The 23,700-nt window shown below is 44.1% G+C and carries 23 protein-coding genes and 1 tRNA gene; 10 read left to right on the plus strand and 14 right to left on the minus strand.

Annotated features, from left to right (window positions below; genetic code table 11):
• Positions 1 to 8: 8 nt before the first annotated feature.
• The 3 genes from GYO_RS39500 to GYO_RS39510 all read right to left on the minus strand — a co-directional run bounded on the left by GYO_RS39500 (position 9) and on the right by GYO_RS39510 (position 3,458).
• Entirely contained in the window at positions 9 to 1,829 is a 1,821-nt protein-coding gene (locus GYO_RS39500) for a polysaccharide biosynthesis protein (protein ID WP_174269684.1), read from the minus strand.
• Between the two features lie 235 nt (positions 1,830 to 2,064).
• Complete coding sequence (gene epsB, locus GYO_RS39505) at positions 2,065 to 2,748, minus strand: protein tyrosine kinase EpsB (protein WP_014115245.1); 684 nt, start codon at positions 2,746 to 2,748, stop codon at positions 2,065 to 2,067.
• 5 nt (positions 2,749 to 2,753) lie between these two features.
• Positions 2,754 to 3,458 (minus strand): YveK family protein, encoded by a 705-nt coding sequence (locus GYO_RS39510; protein WP_014115246.1) that lies wholly within the window; start codon positions 3,456 to 3,458, stop codon positions 2,754 to 2,756.
• A gap of 245 nt (positions 3,459 to 3,703) precedes the next feature.
• Between GYO_RS39510 and slrR the strand changes: the two genes are divergently transcribed.
• From slrR to GYO_RS39525, 3 genes are all read left to right on the plus strand, one after another.
• A complete protein-coding gene (gene slrR, locus GYO_RS39515) occupies positions 3,704 to 4,162 on the plus strand; it encodes an HTH-type transcriptional regulator SlrR (RefSeq protein ID WP_003219874.1) in 459 nt (152 codons plus the stop codon).
• 74 nt (positions 4,163 to 4,236) lie between these two features.
• Complete coding sequence (gene pnbA / locus GYO_RS39520; protein WP_014115247.1) at positions 4,237 to 5,706, plus strand: para-nitrobenzyl esterase; 1,470 nt, start codon at positions 4,237 to 4,239, stop codon at positions 5,704 to 5,706.
• Positions 5,707 to 5,708: 2 nt separating this feature from the next.
• Complete coding sequence (locus tag GYO_RS39525; protein WP_014115248.1) at positions 5,709 to 5,900, plus strand: hypothetical protein; 192 nt, start codon at positions 5,709 to 5,711, stop codon at positions 5,898 to 5,900.
• 26 nt (positions 5,901 to 5,926) lie between these two features.
• Here the strand turns inward: GYO_RS39525 and padC are convergent, their stop codons facing one another.
• The 5 genes from padC to GYO_RS39550 all read right to left on the minus strand — a co-directional run bounded on the left by padC (position 5,927) and on the right by GYO_RS39550 (position 9,777).
• Positions 5,927 to 6,412: a phenolic acid decarboxylase gene (padC, locus tag GYO_RS39530; RefSeq protein WP_003235304.1), complete on the minus strand. Its 486-nt coding sequence runs from the start codon at positions 6,410 to 6,412 to the stop codon at positions 5,927 to 5,929.
• Positions 6,413 to 6,433: 21 nt separating this feature from the next.
• Complete coding sequence (locus GYO_RS39535) at positions 6,434 to 6,889, minus strand: DUF3237 domain-containing protein (protein WP_014115249.1); 456 nt, start codon at positions 6,887 to 6,889, stop codon at positions 6,434 to 6,436.
• 128 nt (positions 6,890 to 7,017) lie between these two features.
• Positions 7,018 to 7,701 carry a broad specificity amino-acid racemase RacX gene (gene racX / locus GYO_RS39540; RefSeq protein ID WP_014115250.1) on the minus strand — a complete coding sequence of 228 codons (684 nt, stop codon included), beginning with the start codon at positions 7,699 to 7,701 and terminating at the stop codon, positions 7,018 to 7,020.
• A gap of 15 nt (positions 7,702 to 7,716) precedes the next feature.
• A complete protein-coding gene (locus tag GYO_RS39545) occupies positions 7,717 to 9,072 on the minus strand; it encodes a serine hydrolase (RefSeq protein WP_014115251.1) in 1,356 nt (451 codons plus the stop codon).
• Positions 9,073 to 9,219: 147 nt separating this feature from the next.
• Positions 9,220 to 9,777, minus strand: coding sequence for a C1q-like domain-containing protein (locus tag GYO_RS39550; RefSeq protein WP_041521077.1), 558 nt, complete (start codon positions 9,775 to 9,777; stop codon positions 9,220 to 9,222).
• A gap of 596 nt (positions 9,778 to 10,373) precedes the next feature.
• Here GYO_RS39550 and sacB point away from each other — a divergent pair.
• The 6 genes from sacB to GYO_RS39580 all read left to right on the plus strand — a co-directional run bounded on the left by sacB (position 10,374) and on the right by GYO_RS39580 (position 16,502).
• Positions 10,374 to 11,795: a levansucrase gene (gene sacB, locus GYO_RS39555; RefSeq protein ID WP_014115253.1), complete on the plus strand. Its 1,422-nt coding sequence runs from the start codon at positions 10,374 to 10,376 to the stop codon at positions 11,793 to 11,795.
• 76 nt (positions 11,796 to 11,871) lie between these two features.
• Positions 11,872 to 13,422: a 2,6-beta-fructan 6-levanbiohydrolase gene (gene levB / locus GYO_RS39560; RefSeq protein WP_014115254.1), complete on the plus strand. Its 1,551-nt coding sequence runs from the start codon at positions 11,872 to 11,874 to the stop codon at positions 13,420 to 13,422.
• 107 nt (positions 13,423 to 13,529) lie between these two features.
• Positions 13,530 to 15,092 (plus strand): aspartate/proton symporter AspP, encoded by a 1,563-nt coding sequence (gene aspP / locus GYO_RS39565; protein ID WP_014115255.1) that lies wholly within the window; start codon positions 13,530 to 13,532, stop codon positions 15,090 to 15,092.
• Between the two features lie 94 nt (positions 15,093 to 15,186).
• Positions 15,187 to 15,771 (plus strand): TetR/AcrR family transcriptional regulator, encoded by a 585-nt coding sequence (locus tag GYO_RS39570; protein WP_014115256.1) that lies wholly within the window; start codon positions 15,187 to 15,189, stop codon positions 15,769 to 15,771.
• An 81-nt stretch (positions 15,772 to 15,852) separates the two neighbouring features.
• A complete protein-coding gene (locus tag GYO_RS39575; protein ID WP_014115257.1) occupies positions 15,853 to 16,188 on the plus strand; it encodes a DMT family transporter in 336 nt (111 codons plus the stop codon).
• Positions 16,188 to 16,502 (plus strand): DMT family transporter, encoded by a 315-nt coding sequence (locus GYO_RS39580; protein WP_014115258.1) that lies wholly within the window; start codon positions 16,188 to 16,190, stop codon positions 16,500 to 16,502. The genes GYO_RS39575 and GYO_RS39580 overlap by 1 nt, the downstream gene beginning before the upstream one ends.
• Positions 16,503 to 16,543: 41 nt before the next feature.
• Here GYO_RS39580 and GYO_RS39585 read toward each other — a convergent pair whose 3' ends face one another.
• Both GYO_RS39585 and GYO_RS39590 read right to left on the minus strand, forming a co-directional pair.
• Positions 16,544 to 17,056, minus strand: a complete 513-nt coding sequence (locus GYO_RS39585) for a DUF3231 family protein (protein WP_014115259.1) — start codon at positions 17,054 to 17,056, stop codon at positions 16,544 to 16,546.
• Between the two features lie 153 nt (positions 17,057 to 17,209).
• Positions 17,210 to 17,285, minus strand: a tRNA-Arg gene (locus tag GYO_RS39590).
• Positions 17,286 to 17,555: 270 nt separating this feature from the next.
• Here GYO_RS39590 and clpP point away from each other — a divergent pair.
• The gene (gene clpP, locus GYO_RS39595) at positions 17,556 to 18,152 is read left to right on the plus strand and encodes an ATP-dependent Clp endopeptidase proteolytic subunit ClpP (protein ID WP_014115260.1); all 597 of its coding nucleotides are present in this window, start codon (positions 17,556 to 17,558) and stop codon (positions 18,150 to 18,152) included.
• Between the two features lie 69 nt (positions 18,153 to 18,221).
• On the opposite strand, the gene pgmB is transcribed toward clpP, so the two are convergent.
• The 4 genes from pgmB to GYO_RS39615 are packed head-to-tail and all read right to left on the minus strand — an operon-like array spanning position 18,222 to position 23,697.
• A complete protein-coding gene (gene pgmB, locus GYO_RS39600; protein ID WP_014115261.1) occupies positions 18,222 to 18,896 on the minus strand; it encodes a beta-phosphoglucomutase in 675 nt (224 codons plus the stop codon).
• Positions 18,893 to 20,578, minus strand: coding sequence for an oligo-1,6-glucosidase (malL, locus tag GYO_RS39605; protein WP_014115262.1), 1,686 nt, complete (start codon positions 20,576 to 20,578; stop codon positions 18,893 to 18,895). Before malL ends, pgmB begins: the two co-directional genes overlap by 4 nt.
• A complete protein-coding gene (gene mdxK / locus GYO_RS39610; RefSeq protein WP_014115263.1) occupies positions 20,571 to 22,844 on the minus strand; it encodes a maltose phosphorylase MdxK in 2,274 nt (757 codons plus the stop codon). The genes malL and mdxK overlap by 8 nt, the downstream gene beginning before the upstream one ends.
• A complete protein-coding gene (locus GYO_RS39615; RefSeq protein WP_014115264.1) occupies positions 22,816 to 23,697 on the minus strand; it encodes a DUF1189 domain-containing protein in 882 nt (293 codons plus the stop codon). The genes mdxK and GYO_RS39615 overlap by 29 nt, the downstream gene beginning before the upstream one ends.
• Between the last annotated feature and the right edge of the window lie 3 nt (positions 23,698 to 23,700).

A 23,700-nucleotide genomic window follows, 5' to 3' on the forward strand; every position in this document is an offset into this window, starting at 1 on the left:
CACTCCCCCTAATGAGCACTGGCAGCCGTCATTTCGTCTGATGTATTGATTGCCGCAAACAGCCTCGCTCTCAAGTCGGCTTCCGGCAGATCATTAAAATCCTCAATAAAGCGCATCAGCACCGGCCAATCGCCGTCAACTGCTTTGCCGATATGAATTTTCGGAAAGATTTGTTCAGCGTGTACTTCATTTTTATTCAGCAATTCCTCATACATTTTTTCGCCGGGACGAATGCCTGTGAATTCGATTGGAATCTGCTCAGTCGTGTAGCCGGACAAATGAATGAGGTTTTTGGCAAGATCCACAATCTTTACAGGCTCCCCCATATCGAGAACGAAAATCTGACGCCCTTTCGCCAGTGCCCCGGCCTGGATGACAAGTCTTGAGGCCTCGGGTATCGTCATGAAATAGCGGGTCATGGCCGGATGTGTTACCGTCACCGGGCCACCTTTTTCAATCTGTTTTTTGAAAATCGGAATGACGCTGCCGCGGCTCCCAAGTACATTGCCGAAGCGGACAGCGACAAACTTGGTTCTGCTGATTTTTCCAAGATTCATAATAATCATCTCGGCGAATCGTTTTGTCGCCCCCATTACATTAGCCGGGTTCACCGCTTTGTCTGATGAAATCAGCACAAACGTCTCTGTCCCCGACATATCGGCTGCTTCCGCGACATTTTTTGTTCCGATGATATTGTTTTTGACAGCCTCTTCAGGATTATGTTCCATTAAAGGCACATGCTTATGGGCAGCTGCATGGTAGACAACGTGCGGCTCGTACTTTTTCATCAAGGTAAACATTTTATCGCGGTCCTGCACATCCGCAATTTCCGTATGGAACACAATGTGTTTGCCGAATCGTCCGTTCAGCTCTGTATAAATCGAATGAATGCTGTTTTCCCCATGGCCGAGCAGAATGATTGCATTAGGCTGAAACGGGCTGATCTGCCGGCAGATTTCTGAGCCGATTGATCCGCCCGCTCCCGTGACAAGAACTGTTTTTCCTTTGATGCGGTTCGAAATTTCGCTTGTGTCGAGGGTTACCGGCTTTCTGCCGAGCAAATCCTCAGCTTTTACATCTCTGATTTGTCCGGCAGTTCGTGTGCCGAGCAGCATTTCATCAAAATGAGGCATAATTTTAATGTTTACTCCAGTTCGCACACATTCTTTATATAACACCTGAAGCTCATGGGTGCGGAGTGAAGGAATGGCAATAATAATATAGTTAATTTTGAGCTTTTGCACCGCAGGCATGATACTTTCTTTTCCGCCGATTACGGGCAGCCCCATAATTTCTAATTTATGCTTCGTTTGGTCGTCATCAATAAAAGCGACAGGTATGATGTCAGGATCATCTTTTGAAAGCAGCTGCCTGACCATCAGAGTCCCTCCTGAGCCCGCCCCGATAATCAGCGCGCGGGATGATGCGCTGCGTTTTTTTCTGATGCTTTCTTTTAACACTCTGGATAAAACACGGGTTCCTCCAATAGACAAAAGCTGAAGCACCCAGCATGCGGTTAACAGACGGAAGAACATCGTATGATACACAGCATACTGAATGACGCCTGTCACAGCGGCTGAAAGCGTAATGCCCTTAAGCAGGACGATCAGCTCGCCGAGACCGGTGTATGTCCACACCTGTTTATACTGACGGAACAGGAAAGCACATACATGATAGCTGAGGAGCAAGCTGACAGCGGTAAGCAATAATGCTCCGGAGTCATAAAATTGATAGGAATCTTTTAAAAATTGATATCCTGCAATAACTGAATTTAAAACGAGATAAGTATCCAGCGCAATAATCATTGACAGTCTTCTCCGGTAACTCAACCTTTTCCCCCCTAATTCTTTTATCGGTTTAGCTGCGGCGGTTTTCGTCCACCAAAACATCGGCAGCAGCTAAACCGACAATACATCCTATGTATATATCAGATAAGTGGGCATTTAACCCGTCCTCACGCCCCGCCAGCGACGACCAGCATCTAAGGCAACAACTTCAGCTGCCCACAGCAGAGCCGAGTGCCTCCATTGATACAGGTCAGGAGACATCACCTTTACCATCTATTTAGTAGGAATAGTGTTCCGATTTTTTCATTTTCTTTTTGTTTAAAAGAGCGCCTAACAGCTTCGCATTGGATTGTTCCAGTGCATCCTTTGCTTTCAGGACGGTATCAGTTTTTGTTTTTCCGCTTAAAACAACGAGCACGCTGCCATCTGTCTGATTTGCTAGAATCTGAGCATCCGCAACAGCCAAAAGCGGAGGGGAATCAAAGATGACGAGGCTGAATTGTTCATAGATGTCAGATATTAAATCTCCCATCGCTTTTGAAGACAGCAGTTCAGCCGGATTCGGCGGGGTCGGTCCGCTTGTCAGCACATACAAGTTATCGATCGGCGTCTTTTGCACCGTCTCACTGAGTGAAGCATTCCCGACCAGCACATTTGTCAGCCCGGTTACATTCTCAACCTGAAATGTCTGATTGATGGTGGGCTTTCTTAAATCGGCATCCACCAGCAGCACTTTCTTTTCCTGCTGCTGCGCAAAGACAGCCGCAAGATTCGCTGCACTGAACGATTTACCTTCACCAGGCACAGAGGAGGTGACGAGGATAGACCGCAAGTTGGTCTGAACGGATGAAAACTCAATGTTTGTCCGAATGGTGCGATATTGTTCCGCAACAATTGATTTATTGTGTAAAACGGATATTTGAGCCAAACCTCGTCTTGCTTTCTTTTTTCTAAAGACCACTCGCTTCACTCCCCGAAATGTTTTATCCCGCGATTCCGCCCTTTTTGAACATCAGGGACGGAGCCTAAGCATGGCAATCCGGTTCTCTCGCTGAGCTGCCGTGCGCTTTTGCACGTATCATCGAGAAAATGCAGAAAAAATGCCAGTGTAATGCCGCCCATGACAGCAGCGCCAAAAGCCATAACCATATTTCGCAGCCGGGCCGGCTTGATCATTGGGCTTTCAGAAGCCTTCGCCTCTGATAAAATATGCACGCCTTGTACGTTCATTCTTTCATCTACTTCTTTTTCAAACTTGTTCACTAATGTGTTCGCAATCTCAGCCGCTTTCGCCGGATCGTGGTCCTGAACGGCAACGGTGATAATTTCTGATTCATTTTCACTGCTGGTAATCACTTTTCCTTTCAGCGAGGAAGCCGATTCAGAAAGATGCAATTCCGCCTTGACCTCTTCCATCAAGGCAGTGCTTTTCATAATCGATTGGAACGTGCTGCTGTACTGAAGATTTCGCTGGATGTCACTGAGATTCGAGTTTTCTTCACCGTCTGATTCATGAACCAGCACTTGCGTCGATGCTTGATAGGTCGGTGAAATGACCTTAAATTGCACAAAGCCCGTCATAACGGTGACGCCGATTGTGATGAGCAGAATCAGCACGAATCTGTGTCTGACAATCGCATATAATTCTTTAAAACTCATATTCTCATTCATGTATTCATAGCCTTCAGCCTTCCCGCGGCTGGCTTCCCGCGCCCCTTTCTGTTAATGATTGGATTATAAAAGAAAACTTTATTATTTAAAAATTGCAAAATAAGCCAATAAGTTCTCTTTAGAGAACAAAATCATGATTTTCCTCTTATTTACTGCACTTCCCTTATTATTTTAAATTTTATAAAGAACGAATAATTCCTTATAATGAACAAAATAACGACAGGAATAGAGGAGAATTTCATATCATGATTGGAAGAATTATCCGTTTGTACCGTAAAAGAAAAGGCTATTCTATTAATCAGCTGGCTGTGGAGTCAGGTGTATCTAAATCCTATTTAAGCAAGATTGAAAGAGGCGTTCATACAAATCCGTCCGTTCAATTTTTAAAGAAAATTTCCGCCACACTGGAGGTTGAATTAACAGAATTATTCGACGCAGAAACAATGATGTATGAAAAAATCAGCGGCGGTGAAGAAGAATGGCGCGTGCATCTTGTGCAAGCCGTCCAAGCCGGAATGGAAAAGGAAGAACTGTTCACTTTTACGAACATACTGAAGAAAGAACAGCCTGAAACCGCTTCCTATCGCAATCGTAAACTGACAGAATCCAATATAGAAGAATGGAAAGCGCTGATGGCGGAAGCAAGAGAAATCGGCTTAACCGTTCAGGAAGTCAAATCCTTCTTCAAAACAATGGGAAGATGAATATCGGCTAAGGGCTCACGTTCGCATCCGCAGGGCAAATCTGTTTATAATGGGGGAAAAAGGGAGAGAATGCGATGACTCATAAAACAGTAACAACTCAATACGGCAAAGTAAAAGGCACAACAGAAAATGGCGTACATAAATGGAAAGGCATCCCCTATGCCAAACCGCCTGTCGGACCATTGCGTTTTAAAGCACCGGAACCTCCGGAAGCGTGGGAGAACGAACTGGACGCAACAGCGTACGGCCCTATTTGCCCGCAGCCGTCTGATTTGCTGTCACTTTCATACGCTGAGCTTCCCCGACAGTCTGAGGATTGCCTGTATGTCAATGTATTTGCGCCTGACACTCCAAGTCAAAACCTGCCTGTCATGGTGTGGATTCACGGCGGCGCTTTTTATCTTGGAGCAGGCAGTGAGCCATTATACGATGGGTCAAGACTTGCGGCGCAGGGAGAAGTCATTGTCGTTACACTGAATTATCGTCTAGGGCCGTTTGGATTTTTACATTTGTCTTCGTTTGATGAGGCGTATTCCGATAACCTTGGGCTTTTGGACCAAGCCGCCGCACTGAAATGGGTGCGAGACAATATCTCAGCATTTGGCGGTGATCCGGATAACGTAACGGTATTTGGAGAATCCGCAGGCGGTATGAGCATTGCCGCGCTGCTCGCTATGCCTGCGGCAAAAGGCCTGTTCCAGAAAGCGATCATGGAAAGCGGCGCTTCTAGAACAATGACAAAAGAAAAAGCAGCTAGCACCGCAGCAGCCTTTTTAAAGGTCCTGGGGATTAACGAGAGCCAATTGGACAGATTGCACACTGTATCTGCGGAAGATTTGCTTCAAGCGGCCGATCAGCTTCGGAAAGCAGAAAATGAAAATATCTTTCAGCTGTTCTTCCAGCCCGCCCTTGATCCGAAAACGCTGCCTGCTGAACCAGAAAAAGCAATCGCAGAAGGTGCTGCTGCCGGCATTCCGCTGTTAATCGGAACAAACCGCGATGAAGGATATTTATTTTTCACCCCGGACTCAGACGTTCATTCTCAGGAAACGCTTGATGCCGCGCTTGAGTATTTATTAGGGCAGCCGCTAGCCGAGAAAGTTTCCGATCTATATCCGCGTTCGCTGGAAAGCCAAATTCATATGATGACTGATTTGTTATTTTGGCGCCCGGCCGTCGCCTATGCCTCCGCCCAGTCTCATTACGCGCCTGTATGGATGTACCGATTCGATTGGCACTCTGGTAAACCGCCGTACAATAAAGCGTTTCACGCATTAGAGCTTCCTTTTGTTTTCGGAAATCTCGACGGGTTAGAGCGGATGGCAAAAGCAGATGTTACGGATGAGGTGAAACAGCTTTCTCACACCATACAATCAGCATGGTTCACGTTCGCCAAAACAGGAAACCCAAGCACTGAAGATGTAAAATGGCCGGCGTATCATGAAGAAACAAGACAGACGCTGATATTAGATTCAAAGATTACGATCGAAAACGATCCTGAATCTGAAAAAAGGCAGAAACTATTCCCTTCACAAGGAGAATAAACATGGGGAAAACGGGATACATTGGTGCTGTCATCGTTGTGGCAGCTTGTATCATGATTTTGTCAGAAGTGGTGTTTTTACGGGACACAGCCTATTACCAGCCCATCCGCTGGACTGGAATCATACTGTTTTTCGCGGGAATTGTGATGGTTCCCGAATATAAAGCAAAAAGAAAACCCGGGAAAGAGAAGTAATTCTCTTTCCCGGGTTTTTATGTTTTTTACAATTTTCCCGCGCGAATATCGTCTGTCATTCCTTCATAAGGAGCTTTCGAAATCACTTCTTCATTGTCGGCTCCCTCATTTTTCAGAAATGTAATCTCCGCAAATTCAGGTACAACGTATTTTGGATACGTTTCATATTTTTCGCGGGATTCTTTCATCAGATCAATGTGGTCATTTTGGTAGCAGACCGTAATTTCAGGATGTTCATGCACCCATTTCGGGAAGAAAATAATGCCGTGCATGCGTTTTTCATTCGGCATAAAGTTTAATGAAACATCTGTGCCTGTCGGCTCTGTCCAAGACACTTTATATACGCCTTCTGTCAGTTTGACAATATTGACTTCCTGATCCCGAACCCAGCGTCCGGCAACCATTCCGCTATGAATTCTATAATCAATTGTATGGTCGTTTTTAATATAAATCTCGTATTCCCAACCGTTTTCATAAGTATAAATCATGTGGCTTCCGATAAAGTTTTCCATCTTTCACACTCTCCTTAGTCTTTACTGAACTTCATAAATGTCTAGTCGAACGTAATCAGGGGTTCTTTCTGCGGAACCGATAAACAAGCGGTCATGCAGCCATTGATAGACTTCACTGCCTGTTTCAAATGTCGGCATCGTACGGAAATAAACATGCTCCGGATCAATGATTTCCCCGGCCGCGGCTTGTTTTCGAAACGGCTCGCTGACTTGCCGTATTCCATTGTTTTCAATGTAAATCAGTTCATGATCTGCTGTTTCGATCACATACCTGGCAGATAAATCTGTTCTGCCGTCAGCGCGAATGATTTGTGAATCTGCACCGCCCGGCAAAATACGCCCCTTTATTTCCCCGGTTATTGTTCCCGAACGAATCGGAATGAATCGTCTCAGTCCCAGGCCTGTCTCACCAATGGTGATAGGCGGATCAACCTTGATTTCTAAAGAGGCGAATGGTTTTAAAACCGGCTTCTTCATGAGCACCACCTCACCTTCAGAAAAAATCATGTAACTATTTACATGTTTACTTTAACATCATTATAGTTAACTGTCAAACAATAGGAATATAAAAAAACAAGGGCTGTGAAAACAGCCCTTGTTTGATACTAGCTTTGATAGGCAAGATATGTGCTGACAGTGCTTTTTGCAAGACAGTCAGAGGAATCTATAATCGGAATCTCACTTTGAATATGATCTAACACCGCATTTAAATCCGTGCAAGCTGAAATGATGATGTCTGCATGCTGACTGATTTCTTCATATAGCGTCTGCCACAATGCTTGTGTATGCTGCATATGATTTGGCTGTTTGATTGCAGCGATGAGCTGATTCACAGCCTGCTGCCAATGGTCCTTGTGAACAGCTTCTTGTCCATTTGCCTTCAGCCCTTTTTGGTAGATGACGGATTGGATGGTTGAATCTGTTCCTAAAACCACCGCTTTTTTTGCAGGATGCGGAATCTCTTTTATCGTTTCCTCAATGATATGCAACAAAGGAACCGACAATGCCTGCTGAATCTCTTCATAGTAGACATGTGCCGTATTACAAGGCAGCGCAATGAAATCAACGCCTGTTTTCTCGAGCTTTACCGCTCCGTCGATAATTGCTCTTTTCATCTCACCATGGTCAATCGGACGATCTGCATAGAAGGGTGTCGGACATGAATAGATCATCATGTGCGGATAGTCAGCATCGTTTGAAGCCCCATACAGCTTCTGACAGTAATCAATCACCTTATCAATAAACGGCGAGGTCGATTTCGGCCCCATTCCGGCTAATATTCCGATCATTACGCTCATCCCTTTCTAATTCGTACGGACCGCTTCTTCTTCTGTTCCATCCTCATAAATGATAAAGCTTTTCACAACATCATCACCTAACATAAATTCTAATTCAACAGACAATGATCGCAGAAAGAAACGGGTTTCCGAGGAAGGAAACAATTCCAGTCTCAGCTGCCCAGTGATCTCCAAATAAAGACGTTCATTCTCGGCCGTCACCCGTGCAGCCGTCCCATCCTGAAACGAGTAGCTGCCAACATAGCGGCTGTATATCGCCGTATCAATTGCTTTTTTCTTCTTATCAGCAGGACGTTCTGGGATCTCATACGGCTGGCCAAATAGAATATTTTCCGCAGCCTTCAGAATCGCTTGTTCATATTCAGCATCCTCTTCTTTATTACTCAAATAGATCAGCGTTTTACGATGATCGATATATCGGATCATCGTCGTCGAATAGCCGGGCCACCCTCCGCTATGGCTGACAATCTGCCCTTTTTCAGGACTGTTTTGCAGCACCCAGCCAAAGCCGTAATCAAACGTTCCCCCATTATTCAGGCGTACCGGTGAAAACGCGGCTTCCTTAGAAGCATTACTGATTAAATCATCCTGATATAAAGCCTGATCAAATCGAAACAAATCGCTTGTGACAGAGTTCACCGTTCCGTCTCCTTGTATGCCATCGAGGTAAACGACATAGCTTGTTTCCTCCAGATCATCAGGAAGGACGTACGTTTCGGAATGTACATCATACACATATCCATATGCATAATGATCAATCCGCTCAGGCCGAAGCCTCCTGTTATACACTCTCGTTTTATTCATGCCGACCGGTGAAAAAATACTTGTATTCATAAAATCCGCATAGCTCATGCCAGATGCTTTTTCAATAATAACCGCCAGCAGCACATACCCCGTATTGCTGTACAGCCAGCCTTCATTCGGCTCAAAATAATTAGGAAGCCCCTCATTCATCAGCATATCGACAATATCCTGATTCAGCGCAATCTTGTGTTGATCCCAATTGCTATAAAACCATCCCATATATTCAGGAAGCCCTGACGTATGGTTCAATAAATGCCGAATCGTTATACCCTGATACGGAAAACCCGGCAGCCACCGCTCCACTTTGTCTTCATATCCAAGAATTCCTTTCTCCTCCAGCAATATGATTCCCATAGCTGTAAAAGGCTTTGACAAAGACGCTAACTCAAACAAAGAGTTGGTTTGCAAGGGGCGCTTTTCCGTCAATTCTGCATAACCGAAAGAGTGATGATATAAGATATCGCCATCCTCCGCAGCCAGAATCGTCCCGTTGAATTGATATTTTTCGCCTAATGTCTCAAATAACGTCTTAAGATGCTTCCTTTTATACTGCTTCATTCCTCCACCTCCCTTTTCTCTGTACGTTACTAAACTATTAACGTTTCAATTATTTTGAAAATAATAAAAAAGCTGATCAATCCAAAACAGGAAAAATCAACTTTAATATAGAGCGGCTTTGATCTGCCTGAATCAAATATCCCTTTTTTACGAAGTCAGAGAAGGAACTCTAGCGGCTGCAAAACGAGTTCTCGTAGTCGCTTGAATTGTTCCGGCGGCAGTACTTCTCATGGCAACTGTCACCGTATCTCCAGCGTTTAACTGAAGTATTTCCGTAATGGCTACGACTGCCGGGAGATTCCCTGCTTGAGTTTCGTTATTTCCGCCTACCACATCTTGATTCACGAGAAATACGACTTCTAAGTTGAAGTCAACATTCGCATTCGCTTGAAACTCAACTGATGCGTTAAGAGAATATACGCCTGCTGTTCTCGGTGAAAATGTAGATGTGTCGGGGTTATATTCATTCGCCAAATCAAATTGCTCATTTTGAAATAAGACTCCGCTTGCTGCATTTGCAGCCACTGACAAATTCATATTGCTTGTGGCTCTGAAAGCAGAAATAGGCTGGTTAGTAATTGGTGCGAAGGGCTGGTTTTGTTGAGATGTTGGGGTGTTTCCATTTCTGCCTTGCATGACACTTGGTGATAAAAGAGGTTCCGGTCGATCGTTCCTCTTAATCCATTTTGATGGCCGTGGCGGCATGACTTTTTCCTCCTAAAAAAATTCTTTCGCTTCTATCATTTGTTGACTAGCAATACATTATTATATTGGTCGTTACTGACATTGAAACGGTATCTGCCCGACTGTGCTCAAAAATAGAAATGACAGCAGTAAGTTCCCAAAACGAATTACTGCTTATGATCCAAGATTAATTTCAAGGCATGGTTCACCAAGGATGATCATTTTCTGAATCATTACTCAAAAGGTAACTTTATGCCCATACATCAGGCGTTATAAAAAATACAGAGAATAAAAAGAAATAGATAAACAAGTTAGTTCTTTAGACCCGTAACCTTTACATTCTTTTATGATTTTCTATCAAACAAAAGAGGAAAATAGACCAGTTGCAATCCAAACGAGAGTCTAATAGAATGATGTCGAAAAGTAAATCACGCAGGTTTGTTACTGATAAAGCAGGCAAGACCTAAAATGTGTAAAGGGCAAAGTGTATTCTTTGGCGTCACCCCTTACATATTTTAGGTCTTTTTTTATTGTGCGTAACTGACTTGCCATCTTCAAACAGGAGGGCTGGACGAAGCAGACCGCTAACACAGTACATAAAAAAGGAGACATGAACGATGAACATCAAAAAGTTTGCAAAACAAGCAACAGTATTAACCTTTACTACTGCACTGCTGGCAGGAGGCGCGACTCAAGCGTTTGCGAAAGAAACAAATCAAAAACCGTATAAGGAAACGTACGGCATTACCCATATTACCCGCCATGATATGCTGCAAATCCCTGAACAGCAAAAAAACGAAAAATATCAGGTGCCCGAATTCGATCAATCCACAATTAAAAATATCTCTTCTGCAAAAGGCCTGGACGTTTGGGACAGCTGGCCATTGCAAAACGCTGACGGCACAGTCGCAAACTATCACGGCTACCACATCGTCTTTGCATTAGCCGGAGACCCTAAAAATGCGGATGACACATCCATTTACATGTTCTATCAAAAAGTCGGCGAAACTTCTATTGACAGCTGGAAAAACGCTGGCCGCGTCTTTAAAGACAGCGACAAATTCGATGCGAATGATTCTATCCTAAAAGAACAAACACAAGAATGGTCTGGTTCAGCTACATTTACATCTGACGGAAAAATTCGTTTATTCTACACTGATTTCTCCGGTAAACATTACGGTAAACAAACACTAACAACTGCACAAGTTAACGTATCAGCATCAGACAGCTCTTTGAACATCAACGGTGTAGAGGATTATAAATCAATCTTTGACGGTGACGGCAAAACGTATCAAAATGTACAGCAGTTCATCGATGAAGGCAACTACAGCTCAGGCGATAACCATACGCTGAGAGATCCTCACTACGTAGAAGATAAAGGCCACAAATACTTAGTATTTGAAGCAAACACTGGAACTGAAGACGGCTACCAAGGCGAAGAATCATTATTTAACAAAGCATACTATGGCAAAAGCACATCGTTCTTCCGTCAAGAGAGTAAAAAGCTTCTGCAAAGCGATAAAAAACGCACGGCTGAATTAGCAAACGGCGCACTCGGCATCATTGAGCTAAACGATGACTACACACTGAAAAAAGTCATGAAACCGCTGATTGCATCTAACACAGTCACAGATGAAATTGAACGCGCGAACGTCTTTAAAATGAACGGAAAATGGTACCTGTTCACTGACTCTCGCGGATCAAAAATGACAATTGACGGCATCACATCTAACGACATTTACATGCTTGGTTATGTTTCTAATTCTTTAACTGGCCCATACAAGCCGCTGAACAAAACAGGCCTTGTGTTAAAAATGGACCTTGATCCTAACGATGTGACCTTTACTTACTCACACTTCGCTGTACCTCAAGCGAAAGGAAACAATGTCGTGATTACAAGCTACATGACAAACAGAGGATTCTACGCAGACAAACAATCAACGTTTGCGCCAAGCTTCCTGTTGAACATCAAAGGCAAGAAAACATCTGTTGTCAAAGACAGCATCCTTGAACAAGGACAATTAACAGTTAACAAATAAAAACGCAAAAGAAAATGCCAATATCCTATTGGCATTTTCTTTTATTTCTTATCAACATCATAAAGGTGAATCCCATATGAACTATAAAAAAGCAGGCAAATGGCTAACCGTATTCCTAACCTTTTTAGGAATATTGCTGTTTATCGACTTATTTCCAAAAGAAGAACCTGTCAAAAAAACAAAATCAACACAGAAGCCGGACTACCGAGCGGCATATCATTTTACGACACCGGACAAATGGAAAAATGACCCTCAAAAACCGATCTATTTTGATGGCAAGTATCATTATTTCTATCTATATAACCGGGATTACCCAAAAGGCAACGGCACAGAATGGCGCCATGCCGTATCAGAGGATTTGGTGCATTGGACTGATGAAGGCGTGGCGATTCCGAAATATACAAACCCGGACGGTGATATTTGGACCGGTTCCGTCGTGGTGGATAAAGAGAACACAGCCGGCTTCGGGAAAAACGCGCTTGTCGCGATTGTGACACAGCCTTCAGCCAAAGACAAAAAGCAGGAGCAACATTTGTGGTACAGCACAGACAAAGGAAAATCATTCAAATTCTACAGTGGCAATCCCGTTATGCCTAATCCGGGCACAGACGATTTTAGAGATCCGAAAGTGATATGGGATGGCCAGGATAACAAATGGGTCATGGTCATGGCTGAAGGATCAAAAATCGGCTTTTATAAATCCGATAATCTTAAGGACTGGCATTACACAAGCGGATTCTTCCCAGAGCAGGCGGGAATGGTCGAATGTCCTGACCTCTACATGATGCGGGCAAGCGACGGAACGAATAAATGGGTTCTCGGCGCGAGCGCGAACGGCAAACCGTGGGGCAAACCAAATACGTACGCCTACTGGACCGGAGGCTTCGACGGAAAAGAATTTACAGCGGATCAGACCGAAGCCCAATGGCTTGACTACGGCTTTGACTGGTACGGCGGCGTGACGTTCGAAGACGGCAAAAGCACAGATCCATTAAAAAAGCGGTATGCGCTTGCCTGGATGAACAATTGGGATTACGCCAACAACACACCGACACTGAAGAACGGCTTTAACGGCACAGATTCTGTCATACGCGAACTCCGGCTGCAAGAGGAGGATGGCACATACAGCCTCATCTCACAGCCGACCGAAGCTTTGGATCAGCTGACCGTTTCAACTGACAAAGAAGAGGATCAAGATGTGAACGGATCAAAAACACTGTCCATCACAGGTGATACGTACCAGCTTGAAATGGATCTTTCTTGGTCAGAGCTGAAGAATGCTGGCGTCAGACTGAGAGAGTCAGAAGATCAAAAACGCCATATTGATGTCGGCATTTTTGCCGAAGGCGGCTATGCATATGTCAACAGAGCGGCCACAAATCAGCCTGACAAAAGCAAGACCTATGTCGAAAGCCAGGCTCCATACGATGTAAGCAAACAGAATGTGCATTTGAAAATTCTCGTGGATAAAACAACGATAGAAGTATTTGTCGACGATGGGAAAACCGTTTTTTCAAATGAAGTGTTCCCAAAGCCTGAAGATAAAGGCATTACTCTTTATTCTGAAGGCGGCACAGCCTCATTCAAAAATATAACGGTGAAACATTTGGATACGGTTCATGAATAAGAAACAGGTGCAGCGCTTGCTGCATCTGTTTTTTTATTAGAGCGGTATTCTCTGTTACATATTGGGCATTGTAAGGAATATAAGGCTGGTTTCTAAGGAGGAAGCGGATGTCTAAACAAGGAAATTTTCAAAAATCAATGTCGTTGTTTGATCTGATTTTGATTGGGATGGGGGCCATCTTTGGGTCTGCTTGGCTGTTTGCCGTCAGTAATGTCGCTTCAAAAGCAGGACCCTCAGGCGCTTTTTCCTGGATCATCGGCGGAGCCATCATTTTGTTAATCGGGCTCGTGTACGCGGAGCTTGGAGCCGCTCTGCCTCGTACCGGAGGCATCATTCGATACCCAGTTTATTCACATGGCCACCTTGTCGGCTATTTAATTTCATTTGTCACAATTGTCGCTTACACAAGCCTGATTTCAATTGAAGTGACGGCTGTGCGTCAGTATGTTGCCTATTGGTTTCCCGGCCTGACCATAAAAGGATCTGATTCGCCGACCATTGCAGGCTGGATTTTGCAGTTTGCCTTGCTATGCTTGTTTTTCCTGCTGAATTATTGGAGCGTCAAAACTTTCGCTAAGGCGAATTTCATCATATCGCTTTTTAAATATATTGTCCCGATTACCATCATTATCGTGCTGATCTTTCATTTTCAGGCTGAGAATTTATCTGTTGAAGGATTTGCACCGTTTGGTTTTACAGGTATTCAGGCTGCGATTTCGACAGGCGGCGTAATGTTTGCGTATCTCGGTCTGCACCCGATTGTGGCTGTTGCAGGTGAAGTGCAAAATCCAAAACGCAACATCCCAATCGCTTTAATCATTTGCATTATCGTTTCAACCATCATTTACACTGTTTTGCAGATCACCTTTATTGGTGCAATCCCGACAGAAACACTGAAAAATGGCTGGCCGGCAATCGCGCGGGAGTTCTCATTGCCGTTTAAAGATATTGCGATCATGCTCGGTTTAGGCTGGCTTGCAACGCTTGTCATTTTAGACGCCATTCTGTCTCCCGGGGGAAACGGGAATATTTTTATGAATACGACGTCTCGCCTCGTTTACGCCTGGGCGCGTAACGGCACATTATTTAGCATATTTTCAAAAGTGAATAAAGAAACGGGAACACCCCGTGCTTCACTCTGGCTTTCGTTTGCCATGTCAATTTTCTGGACGCTCCCCTTCCCTTCGTGGAACGCGCTTGTCAATGTCTGTTCTGTTGCGCTCATCCTTTCTTATGCAATTGCACCAATTTGTTCAGCAGCGCTGAGGGTCAATGCGAAGGACTTAAACAGGCCGTTTTATTTAAAAGGAATGGGCATCATCGGACCGCTTTCCTTTATTTTCACGGCGTTTATCGTGTATTGGTCAGGATGGACAACCGTTTCCTGGCTGCTCGGTTCACAGCTCGTGATGTTTTTAATCTATCTCTGCTTTAGAAAATATGCGCCCCAAGAGGATGTCAGCCTTGCCCAGCAGCTGAAATCAGCGTGGTGGCTTGTCGGGTTTTATATCATGATGCTGATCTTTTCCTACATCGGCTCTTTCGGACACGGTTTAGGCATCATCAGCAATCCTGTCGACCTCATTTTAGTCGCCATCGGTTCACTTGCGATTTTCTACTGGGCAAAGTATACCGGGCTCCCGAAAGCCGCTATTGATTATGATAAATAAAGAAGCAAGAATTTTTCTTGCTTCTTTCTTCTTTACAAACACACATACCCGCGATAAAATGAATGATAGTCAGTCATTACAGGAGGTGTTCCTCATGCCAAAACAAACATCGGGCAAATATGAAAAAATTCTGCAGGCTGCCATTGAAGTTATTTCTGAAAAAGGTCTCGATAAGGCCTCTATTTCTGATATTGTCAAAAAGGCCGGCACTGCCCAAGGAACGTTCTACTTGTATTTCTCATCTAAAAATGCCCTTATTCCGGCAATTGCAGAAAATCTTCTCACCCATACGCTGGACCAAATCAAAGGAAGGCTGCATGGAGACGAGGATTTTTGGACCGTTTTAGATATATTAATTGATGAGACATTTCTCATTACCGAACGCCATAAGGATATTATCGTCCTCTGTTACTCTGGGCTTGCGATCGACCACTCCATGGAAAAATGGGAGACGATCTATCAGCCTTATTATTCTTGGCTTGAAAAAATCATCAATAAGGCCATTGAAAACCTTGAGGTAATGAAAGGAATCAATGCAAAATGGACAGCAAGAACGATTATCAACTTGGTTGAGAACACTGCAGAACGATTCTATATCGGGTTTGAACAAGATGAAAATGTCGAAGTGTATAAAAAAGAAATCTTTACTTTCTTAAAACGAAGTTTAGGTACTACTTAAAAAATGACTGGGTAACACCGCTCATTTTTTAATGGTTCAAAAATGACTGACGTTCATTCATAAACTAGAGAGGTGCTTCATATGAATTGGGTGCTTGTTTTTATTGCAGGACTTTTAGAAGTTGTTTGGGCGTCTTCCCTCAAACATGCCGATTCGCTTTTGGATTGGGTCATCATTTTTATCTTAATCGCAATCAGCTTTATCCTGTTGATCCGCTCTTATCAAAAAATTCCGATGGCCGCGGCATACACTGTATTTGTCGGAATCGGAACCGTCGGAACATACATCACTGGTATTGTTTTGGGCGAATCCTTTTCAGCAGCGCAAATGTTCTTTTTAGCTTTATTGCTGGCCGGTATTTTAGGAATGAAGCTCTTTACAAAAGAAAGCAAATCACAGCCGGGAGGTGAAAAATAATGGCATGGTTTTTATTAGTGGTTGCCGGCATAGAAGAAATTATAGCTGCTGTGGCCATGAAATATATCGACGGTACAAGAAAAAAATGGCCGATCATTGTGATGACGATTGGATTTGGCTTATCCTTTTACTGCCTTTCACAAGCGATGCTGATCCTGCCTGCCGGAGTCGCTTATGCCGTCTGGACTGGCATTGGCAGTATTGGCGTTTCGGCGGTCGGGTTCATCTGGTTTAAGGAGCGTTTTCAGCTTTCACAGGTGATTTCTCTTTGCCTAATCCTCACCGGCGTCATCGGCCTGCGTCTTACGGCTTAATCATAAGATAAGGGCATATACAGCTGTATATGCCCTTGCCATTAATCGTCTTGGTGCTTTTGAAGATGAAGCGGCGGCGGGATAAGCCAGCCTTTGTTTTTTAGCAATCTTAAGTATTTTGCGCCGGTTGCCGCTTTCGATACATGGAATTGCCCAAACATCATGGCAATATCCTCACGAATTGACTGTCCCATAATTTTGCTGCATGTCACAAGGCCTGCAGCATTTTGCGCTGCCGCAGAGGCCGCCACATCCGGATCAAGAAACCGCGCACCCGGCGGAATATCTTTAAGATCTGCAGCAGGCGGTTCAGGAGAAGCCGGCGGGAGCGCCACCCCGTTTTCTTTCAGGATCGCACTGATCTGTTTCACTTCATCTTGGCACTTCTCAATGGATTCACGAAGCAGCTTCTTCAAGTCGTCATCACCGACATGATGCAATAACATCTGGTAATTGCCGACCATTTTATTGCCCGCCATCACATAACTCCACAAGCTGAATACCTCACCGTAATGCATCGGTTCATCCTGCGGATTTCCGCTTAAAATACCCATGTTCATCCTCCTCGTAAATTCAATATCACACATCCCATAACGTGCCCGAGAGGAGGAAAATTTATGTTACGTTGAGAAAGATTTTTGAAACAAAACAAAAAAGACAAGAGCGGCGAAATGCCAAACCCTTGTCTTTCCTGTTGTTCTATTGGACGCGCTCGGAGGGATTCGAACCCCCGACAGACGTGGTACCGGAAACCACCGCTCTATCCAACTGAGCTACGAGCGCATATGACTGCGTTATGAGAACGTCAGCACAACTAATTATACGATAATTCCATTGAAATAACAACCCTCTATTTCAAGAGGCCGTTTTTTAGAATCAGACACATCATCTTATTTGGCAATCTAACATACGATGGTTTGAACACCTGTATTTTTGGGGAAAATGGGAAAAAGAGACGACTTTGCATATCTAGCCAGCTTTTTGTTTGACCTTTATTGACCAAAAATGTATCATGTAACTACATACTTACCTAAAAGGTGAAGGAGGAGCATTATGAATTTAATACCTACAGTCATTGAACAAACGAACCGCGGGGAAAGAGCGTATGACATTTATTCTCGTCTATTAAAGGATCGTATCATCATGCTTGGATCTGCGATTGATGACAACGTTGCGAACTCCATCGTGTCACAGCTTTTATTCTTAGAAGCAGAAGACCCTGAAAAAGATATTTCTATTTACATCAACAGCCCGGGCGGCTCTATCACAGCTGGTATGGCGATCTATGATACCATGCAGTTTATTAAGCCAAAGGTATCTACAATTTGTATCGGTATGGCTGCATCAATGGGCGCGTTCCTGCTTGCTGCCGGCGAAAAAGGCAAACGCTATGCGCTTCCAAATAGTGAAGTCATGATTCACCAGCCTCTTGGCGGTGCGCAAGGTCAGGCAACAGAAATTGAAATTGCCGCGAAACGCATTCTCTTGCTTCGCGACAAATTAAACAAAGTTCTTGCTGAGCGTACTGGCCAGCCGCTTGAAGTGATCGAACGCGATACAGACCGCGATAACTTCAAGTCTGCTGAAGAAGCGCTTGAATACGGCCTGATTGATAAAATTCTGACTCGCAACACAGATGAGCAAAAGTAATACTGTAACCTGCAAGAGCTATGTCTCTTGCAGGTTTTTTCTTTGAAGGCATTCATCCTCTAACGCTTCTTAAAAATGTTTGATTCTATACTGCTCCCATTCCTCATTCAACAGCTCAAGCGTCAAATCACGACTTTGCCTCACAATCAGATCAGCGCCAAGCATTGACTCTTCATGACCGACTCCAACCGCAAACATCCCAGCAGATTTGATTGCGGAAATGCCTGCTTCAGCGTCTTCTATTGCTGCACAATCAGCCGGGGAAACGCCAAGCAGCGCTGCAGCTGTTAAAAAGATTTCGGGATCAGGTTTTCCGTTCGCGAGAGCTGTCGGGTCAACAATGGCATGAAAATCATCCATAATCCCCAAACGTGTTATAATCTCGGGCGCATTACGACTTGAAGACGCTAACCCGATTTTTATATTTTCACCTTTTAATTCACAAAGAAGCCTGCCGATTCCCGGCAAAAGATTTTCCGGCGTCAATTTGCTGATCAACGTTTGATAATATTGATTTTTTAGGTGCATAAGTTTTTTTTTCTCCGCATTTGTATACTTTGTTTTCGCACCGCCAAAGGTAAGCATGCTTTCAAGTGACTCTTCTCTGCTGATTCCTTTTAGGCTTTCATTCACACTTCTGTCAAAAGGAATATCGATTTGTTCCGCGATGTGCCTCCAAGCGAGAAAATGATATTCAGCAGTATCTGTTATCACTCCATCTAAATCAAAAATGACTGCTTTCATATGCTAATGCCCATCACAGCTTCATAAGGTTCGAGACAAATGCTCTTTAAGTCAGCCGGCTCCTGCGAATAGTTGGAAATCAGCACTTTCCAACGCTCATGAATCAGTTCCGCAGGCGCCTCGAAGAGAGCCTTGTCTTCCGACAAATTCACAACGACGAGAAGCTTTTCCCCTCGATATTCACGGAGGTAAGAAAAGATTTGCGGATCATTCTCCTGCAGCAGCTGATAATCTCCATATACCATGACCTTATATTGCTTTCGTAATTGAATAAGCTTCTGATAGTAATAGAAAATCGAATCTTGATCTTCCAGGGACTCTTTCACATTGATATCTTGATAGCGAGAATTTACTGCTATCCAAGGGTCTCCGGCTGTGAATCCCGCATGTTTTCCGGCATCCCATTGCATTGGTGTTCTCGCATGATCCCGTCCTTTTTTCGTCACGGCTTTTAGAAACTCTTTTTCTGACATCGTTTTGTTTTCGATGACTAGTTCACGATATGCATTTTTTATTTCAAGATCGTCATACATCTCCAGCGGCATATCACTGTTGACCATGCCAATTTCTTCTCCCTGGTAAATAAACGGTGTTCCTTTCATCCCGTGGAGAACCGTTGCAAATGCTTTTGCACACTGTTTTCGCAGCTTGCCGTCATTGCCCCAGCGGGAAATAACCCTCGGCTGATCATGGTTTTCAAAATACAAGGTATTCCAGCCGACATTCATTAACCCGGTCTGCCACCTTGTCATCGTCTTTTTTAAAGCAATCACATCAAACGGCTTGATCTGCCATTTCCCATTTGGCGAGTTTTGTTCTGTATCAATATCCATATGTTCAAATGTAAAGATCATATTCAACTCTTGCCTGTTTGCATCTGTGTACTTTTTCGCCTCTTCAATATCAGAGCCGTTTGCCTCTCCTACCGTCATGCAGTCGTAATGAGAAAGCACTTCCCTGTTCATCTCTTGAATAAATTCATGAAGGCGGGGGCCATTCGAATGATAACGTCCGACGATATAGCTGCGGCTGCTATCTGTTTCGTAGTCCGGAAAATCGGTGTACTTGGAAATGGAGCCGATCACATCCATCCGCCAGCCGTCAACGCCTTTATCCATCCAAAATCTCATCAAATCATAAACTTCCCGGCGTACCGCTTCATTTTCCCAATTTAAATCAGGCTGTTTTTTCGAAAAGTAGTGCAAATAATACTGCCCTGTCCCTTCATCGAACGTCCACGCCGGGCCTGAGAAGATCGATCCCCAATTATTCGGCTCTGAGCCGTCCGGTTTCGGATCTTTCCAAAAATAATAATCACGGTAAGGATTGTCCTTTGACTTACGGCTTTTAGCAAACCAGGCATGCTCATCTGACGTGTGGTTCACGACCAAATCCATGATGATTTTCATACCTCGTTGGTGCACTTCATCAATTAACTGAAACATATCTTCATTTGTCCCAAATTTTTCGTACATGTTTCTGTAGTCGCTGATGTCATAGCCGTTGTCATCCTGCGGGGAATCAAACACCGGGGAGAGCCAGATCACATCCGCCCCGAGATTTTTGATATAATCCAGCTTTTGAATCACGCCTTGCAAATCCCCGAATCCATCTCCATTGGAATCATAAAAACTGCGCGGGTAAATTTGATAAACGACAGCTTCTTTCCACCATTTACTCATCAGGCGTTCTCCTTTCACATCGTCCATTTAGGACAAGCGGTTCCTCATAAGCTATCATGTGCAGCGGCTCGCCTCTTAAAAGCTCAAAGATGGCGTTCATTTCGTCAACCGTAACATTGATTAATCGGTTTCGATAATTGATTTTGAACGAATATCCGTCCCATTCTTTCGGCAAAAACGGAGCAAATGACAGCGTCTCATTCCTGATGCGCATGCCCGCAAAGCCCTGAACGATCGCGAGCCAGCTTCCCGTCATTGATGTAATATGCAGGCCTTCTTCCGTGTCATGATTGTAATTGTCGAGATCAAGCCTTGCTGTACGCTTACATAACTCAAGCGCTTTCTTTTCCATCTTGAGTTCAGCGGCGAGAACCGCATGGACAGAGGGCGACAGGCTTGATTCATGAACAGTCATTGGTTCATAAAATTCAAAGTTTCGCCTTTTTTCTTCCATTGTAAAACGGTCATGAAAAAGGTAAATGCCTTGAAGCACATCTGCCTGCTTAATAAAATTGGAGCGGAGAATCTTGTCCCAGGACCAATTCTGATAAAGAGGCCGCTCAGCTGGATCTAATTCGTCCGCTGATTGCAGGTCTTTGTCCAAGAATGTGTCATGCTGAATAAAAATTTGCAGTTCTTCACTATACGGATAATACATGTGCTGGATGATATTTCTCCAGGCCTTCAACTCTTCTTCCTGCACATCAAGCAGGCGGCGTTTTTCCGTTGAGATACTTTCGAGATTTTCTAATGTATACTCCAACGTCCAAGCCGCAATTACATTTGTATACCAATTGTTGTTGACATTGTTTTCGTATTCATTTGGCCCTGTGACGCCGTGAATCATATACTTGTTTTTTCGTTTCGAGAAGTGAACGCGGTCAGCCCAAAACCTGCTGACTTCCACGAGTACGTCTATTCCGTATTCTTTCATATAGCCATGGTCGCCTGTATATTGGACATAATTGCAGATCGCATAGCAAATCGCGCCATTGCGGTGAATTTCTTCAAAGGTGATCTCCCATTCGTTGTGGCATTCATCACCAGTGAACGTCACCATCGGGTAAAGTGCCCCCTTCATCCCCAGTTTGGCGGCATTCCGTTTAGCTGCCTCCAAATGATGATAGCGGTACAAAAGCAGGTTTTTCGTCACCTCCGGCTCGGCTGTCGCCAAATACATGGGCACGGCATATGCCTCAGTATCCCAATATGCTGCACCTCCGTATTTTTCGCCAGTAAATCCTTTCGGTCCGATATTCAAACGAGCATCGCCCCCGTAATATGTCGAAAATAACTGAAAGATATTGTAGCGGATTCCTTGCTGAAGTTCCTCATCCCCTTTAATCTCTATGTCCGCTTTCGCCCATCTATCCTTCCATTGAGCAGTGTGCCTCCGTTTTGCTTCTTCATAGCCGTTTTCAAGAACACCCGCCAAAAGCTCCTTGGCTTTCGGTAAAAGCTCTGCCTCCCGTAAATCCCGAGAAGTCGTGACAATAATAAACTTTTTCAAAGAAGCCTTCGTTTGGTAACTGTAGCGATTCTCGACATACATCCTAGCTGTGTGAGAGCTTTCATTGACAAAACCCTCTGTCACGTTTGCCATTGTCGCTGAAACAGTAAAGCGCGGTGTTCCAAATCGATTTTCGATCGTTTTTGTGACTAAATGGCCTCGGTGAGGATCAGCCTCTTTCGCTTCTTCCTGCCAAAACTGTTCTTGGTAGTTAGAATCTTCATTTGTAACATTTCCATCCAGGTAAGGAACAAGCGTAATAACAGCATCTTCTGTCAGGCACTCCGCTTCATAATGAATCGCACAAAGCTCTTTTACGGCAAGGCTAAGAAATCGCTCGGATCTGATTCTGACGATTTTATCCTGAATGCAGACAACAGCGCTTCGCCGCAGAATCCCCTCTTTCATATCGAGTTCTAACTCAAATGATTCGATTTGGTTCTGATAGAGATCGACTTTTTCACCGTCTACATATAGGCCTATGCCAATAAAGTTCATCGCATTGATCACTTTTCCGAAATATTCTGGATACCCGTTTTTCCACCAGCCCACTCGCGTTTTGTCAGGGAACCACACCCCTGCAATATATGTGCCTTGGTGGCTGTCGCCTGAATAGCCTTCTTCAAAATTCCCTCTGACTCCCATATAGCCGTTAGCAAGAGACGTCAGGCTTTCCTGAAGCCGTGTGTGTTCCTTCTGAAATGTATGTGTTTTGATTTTCCATTCATCAATCTCGAATAACCGCTGATTTATCATAATTTCCTCCCGAATGTAAGTTTTCATTATAACGGCGGGTTTTGGCCAAATATCTAAATGCAAAAGAGATCATCAAAGTGACGCCACACGAATGGATCATCAATACAGTGATCAAGTCAAAATGAATCATACCGACAGCAGCTGCCACAAATGCTGGCAGTGCTGATGCACAGATCGCCATAGATGCCGCTTCCTTGAATGACGCAATAGAGATCATGTTTGATATTTTTGTGATCCAGATGCCCCCCGCAAGAACAGCCATTAAAAAAAGCTGAATCATAAAAATCACCGCATATGCCAGCATCATGATCATCGGCTTATACTGTGCCAACCACAATGTATCGATTAAAGCCTCTACATCATGAACGTTCGGTTTCTTGAGCTTAGCGTCCATTTTTGCATAGCCAACAGAAAATCCCGTTCCGTTTTGATCGGTGATCACCAGTTGATCAGATTGAAATACGATGGCGTTATCATATCCAGTTACTTTCAATCGCCCATTTTCACCGCTTGTCTCATATTCATGCTTCATATCTACCGCCAGCAAATTCTGTCCATCTTCAATCTGCTCAGAGCTCTTCCCGCCTGTCAGTTTTCCGTTTCTGATTTGAAAACCTTGTAATTGATCAGCAAATTGATCATTAACCTTTTGAATCGCTGACGGCATGAAAGATGTAACACTGAAGCGATCCATTTTTATAAACGAAACCGTAAACGGCGCCATCAAGCAGGCCGTTAAAAACATAAAAAGAAAAGAGAGCTGCAGCCAGCTAAATGTGTTCCCGTAACGGCAAACACCTGACGGAGATGCAGCCGCTTTCAGGCAGCGGATAATATAGCTTTCATTTTTCATCGA

The organism is Bacillus spizizenii TU-B-10, assembly GCF_000227465.1.
Classification (GTDB): domain Bacteria; phylum Bacillota; class Bacilli; order Bacillales; family Bacillaceae; genus Bacillus; species Bacillus spizizenii.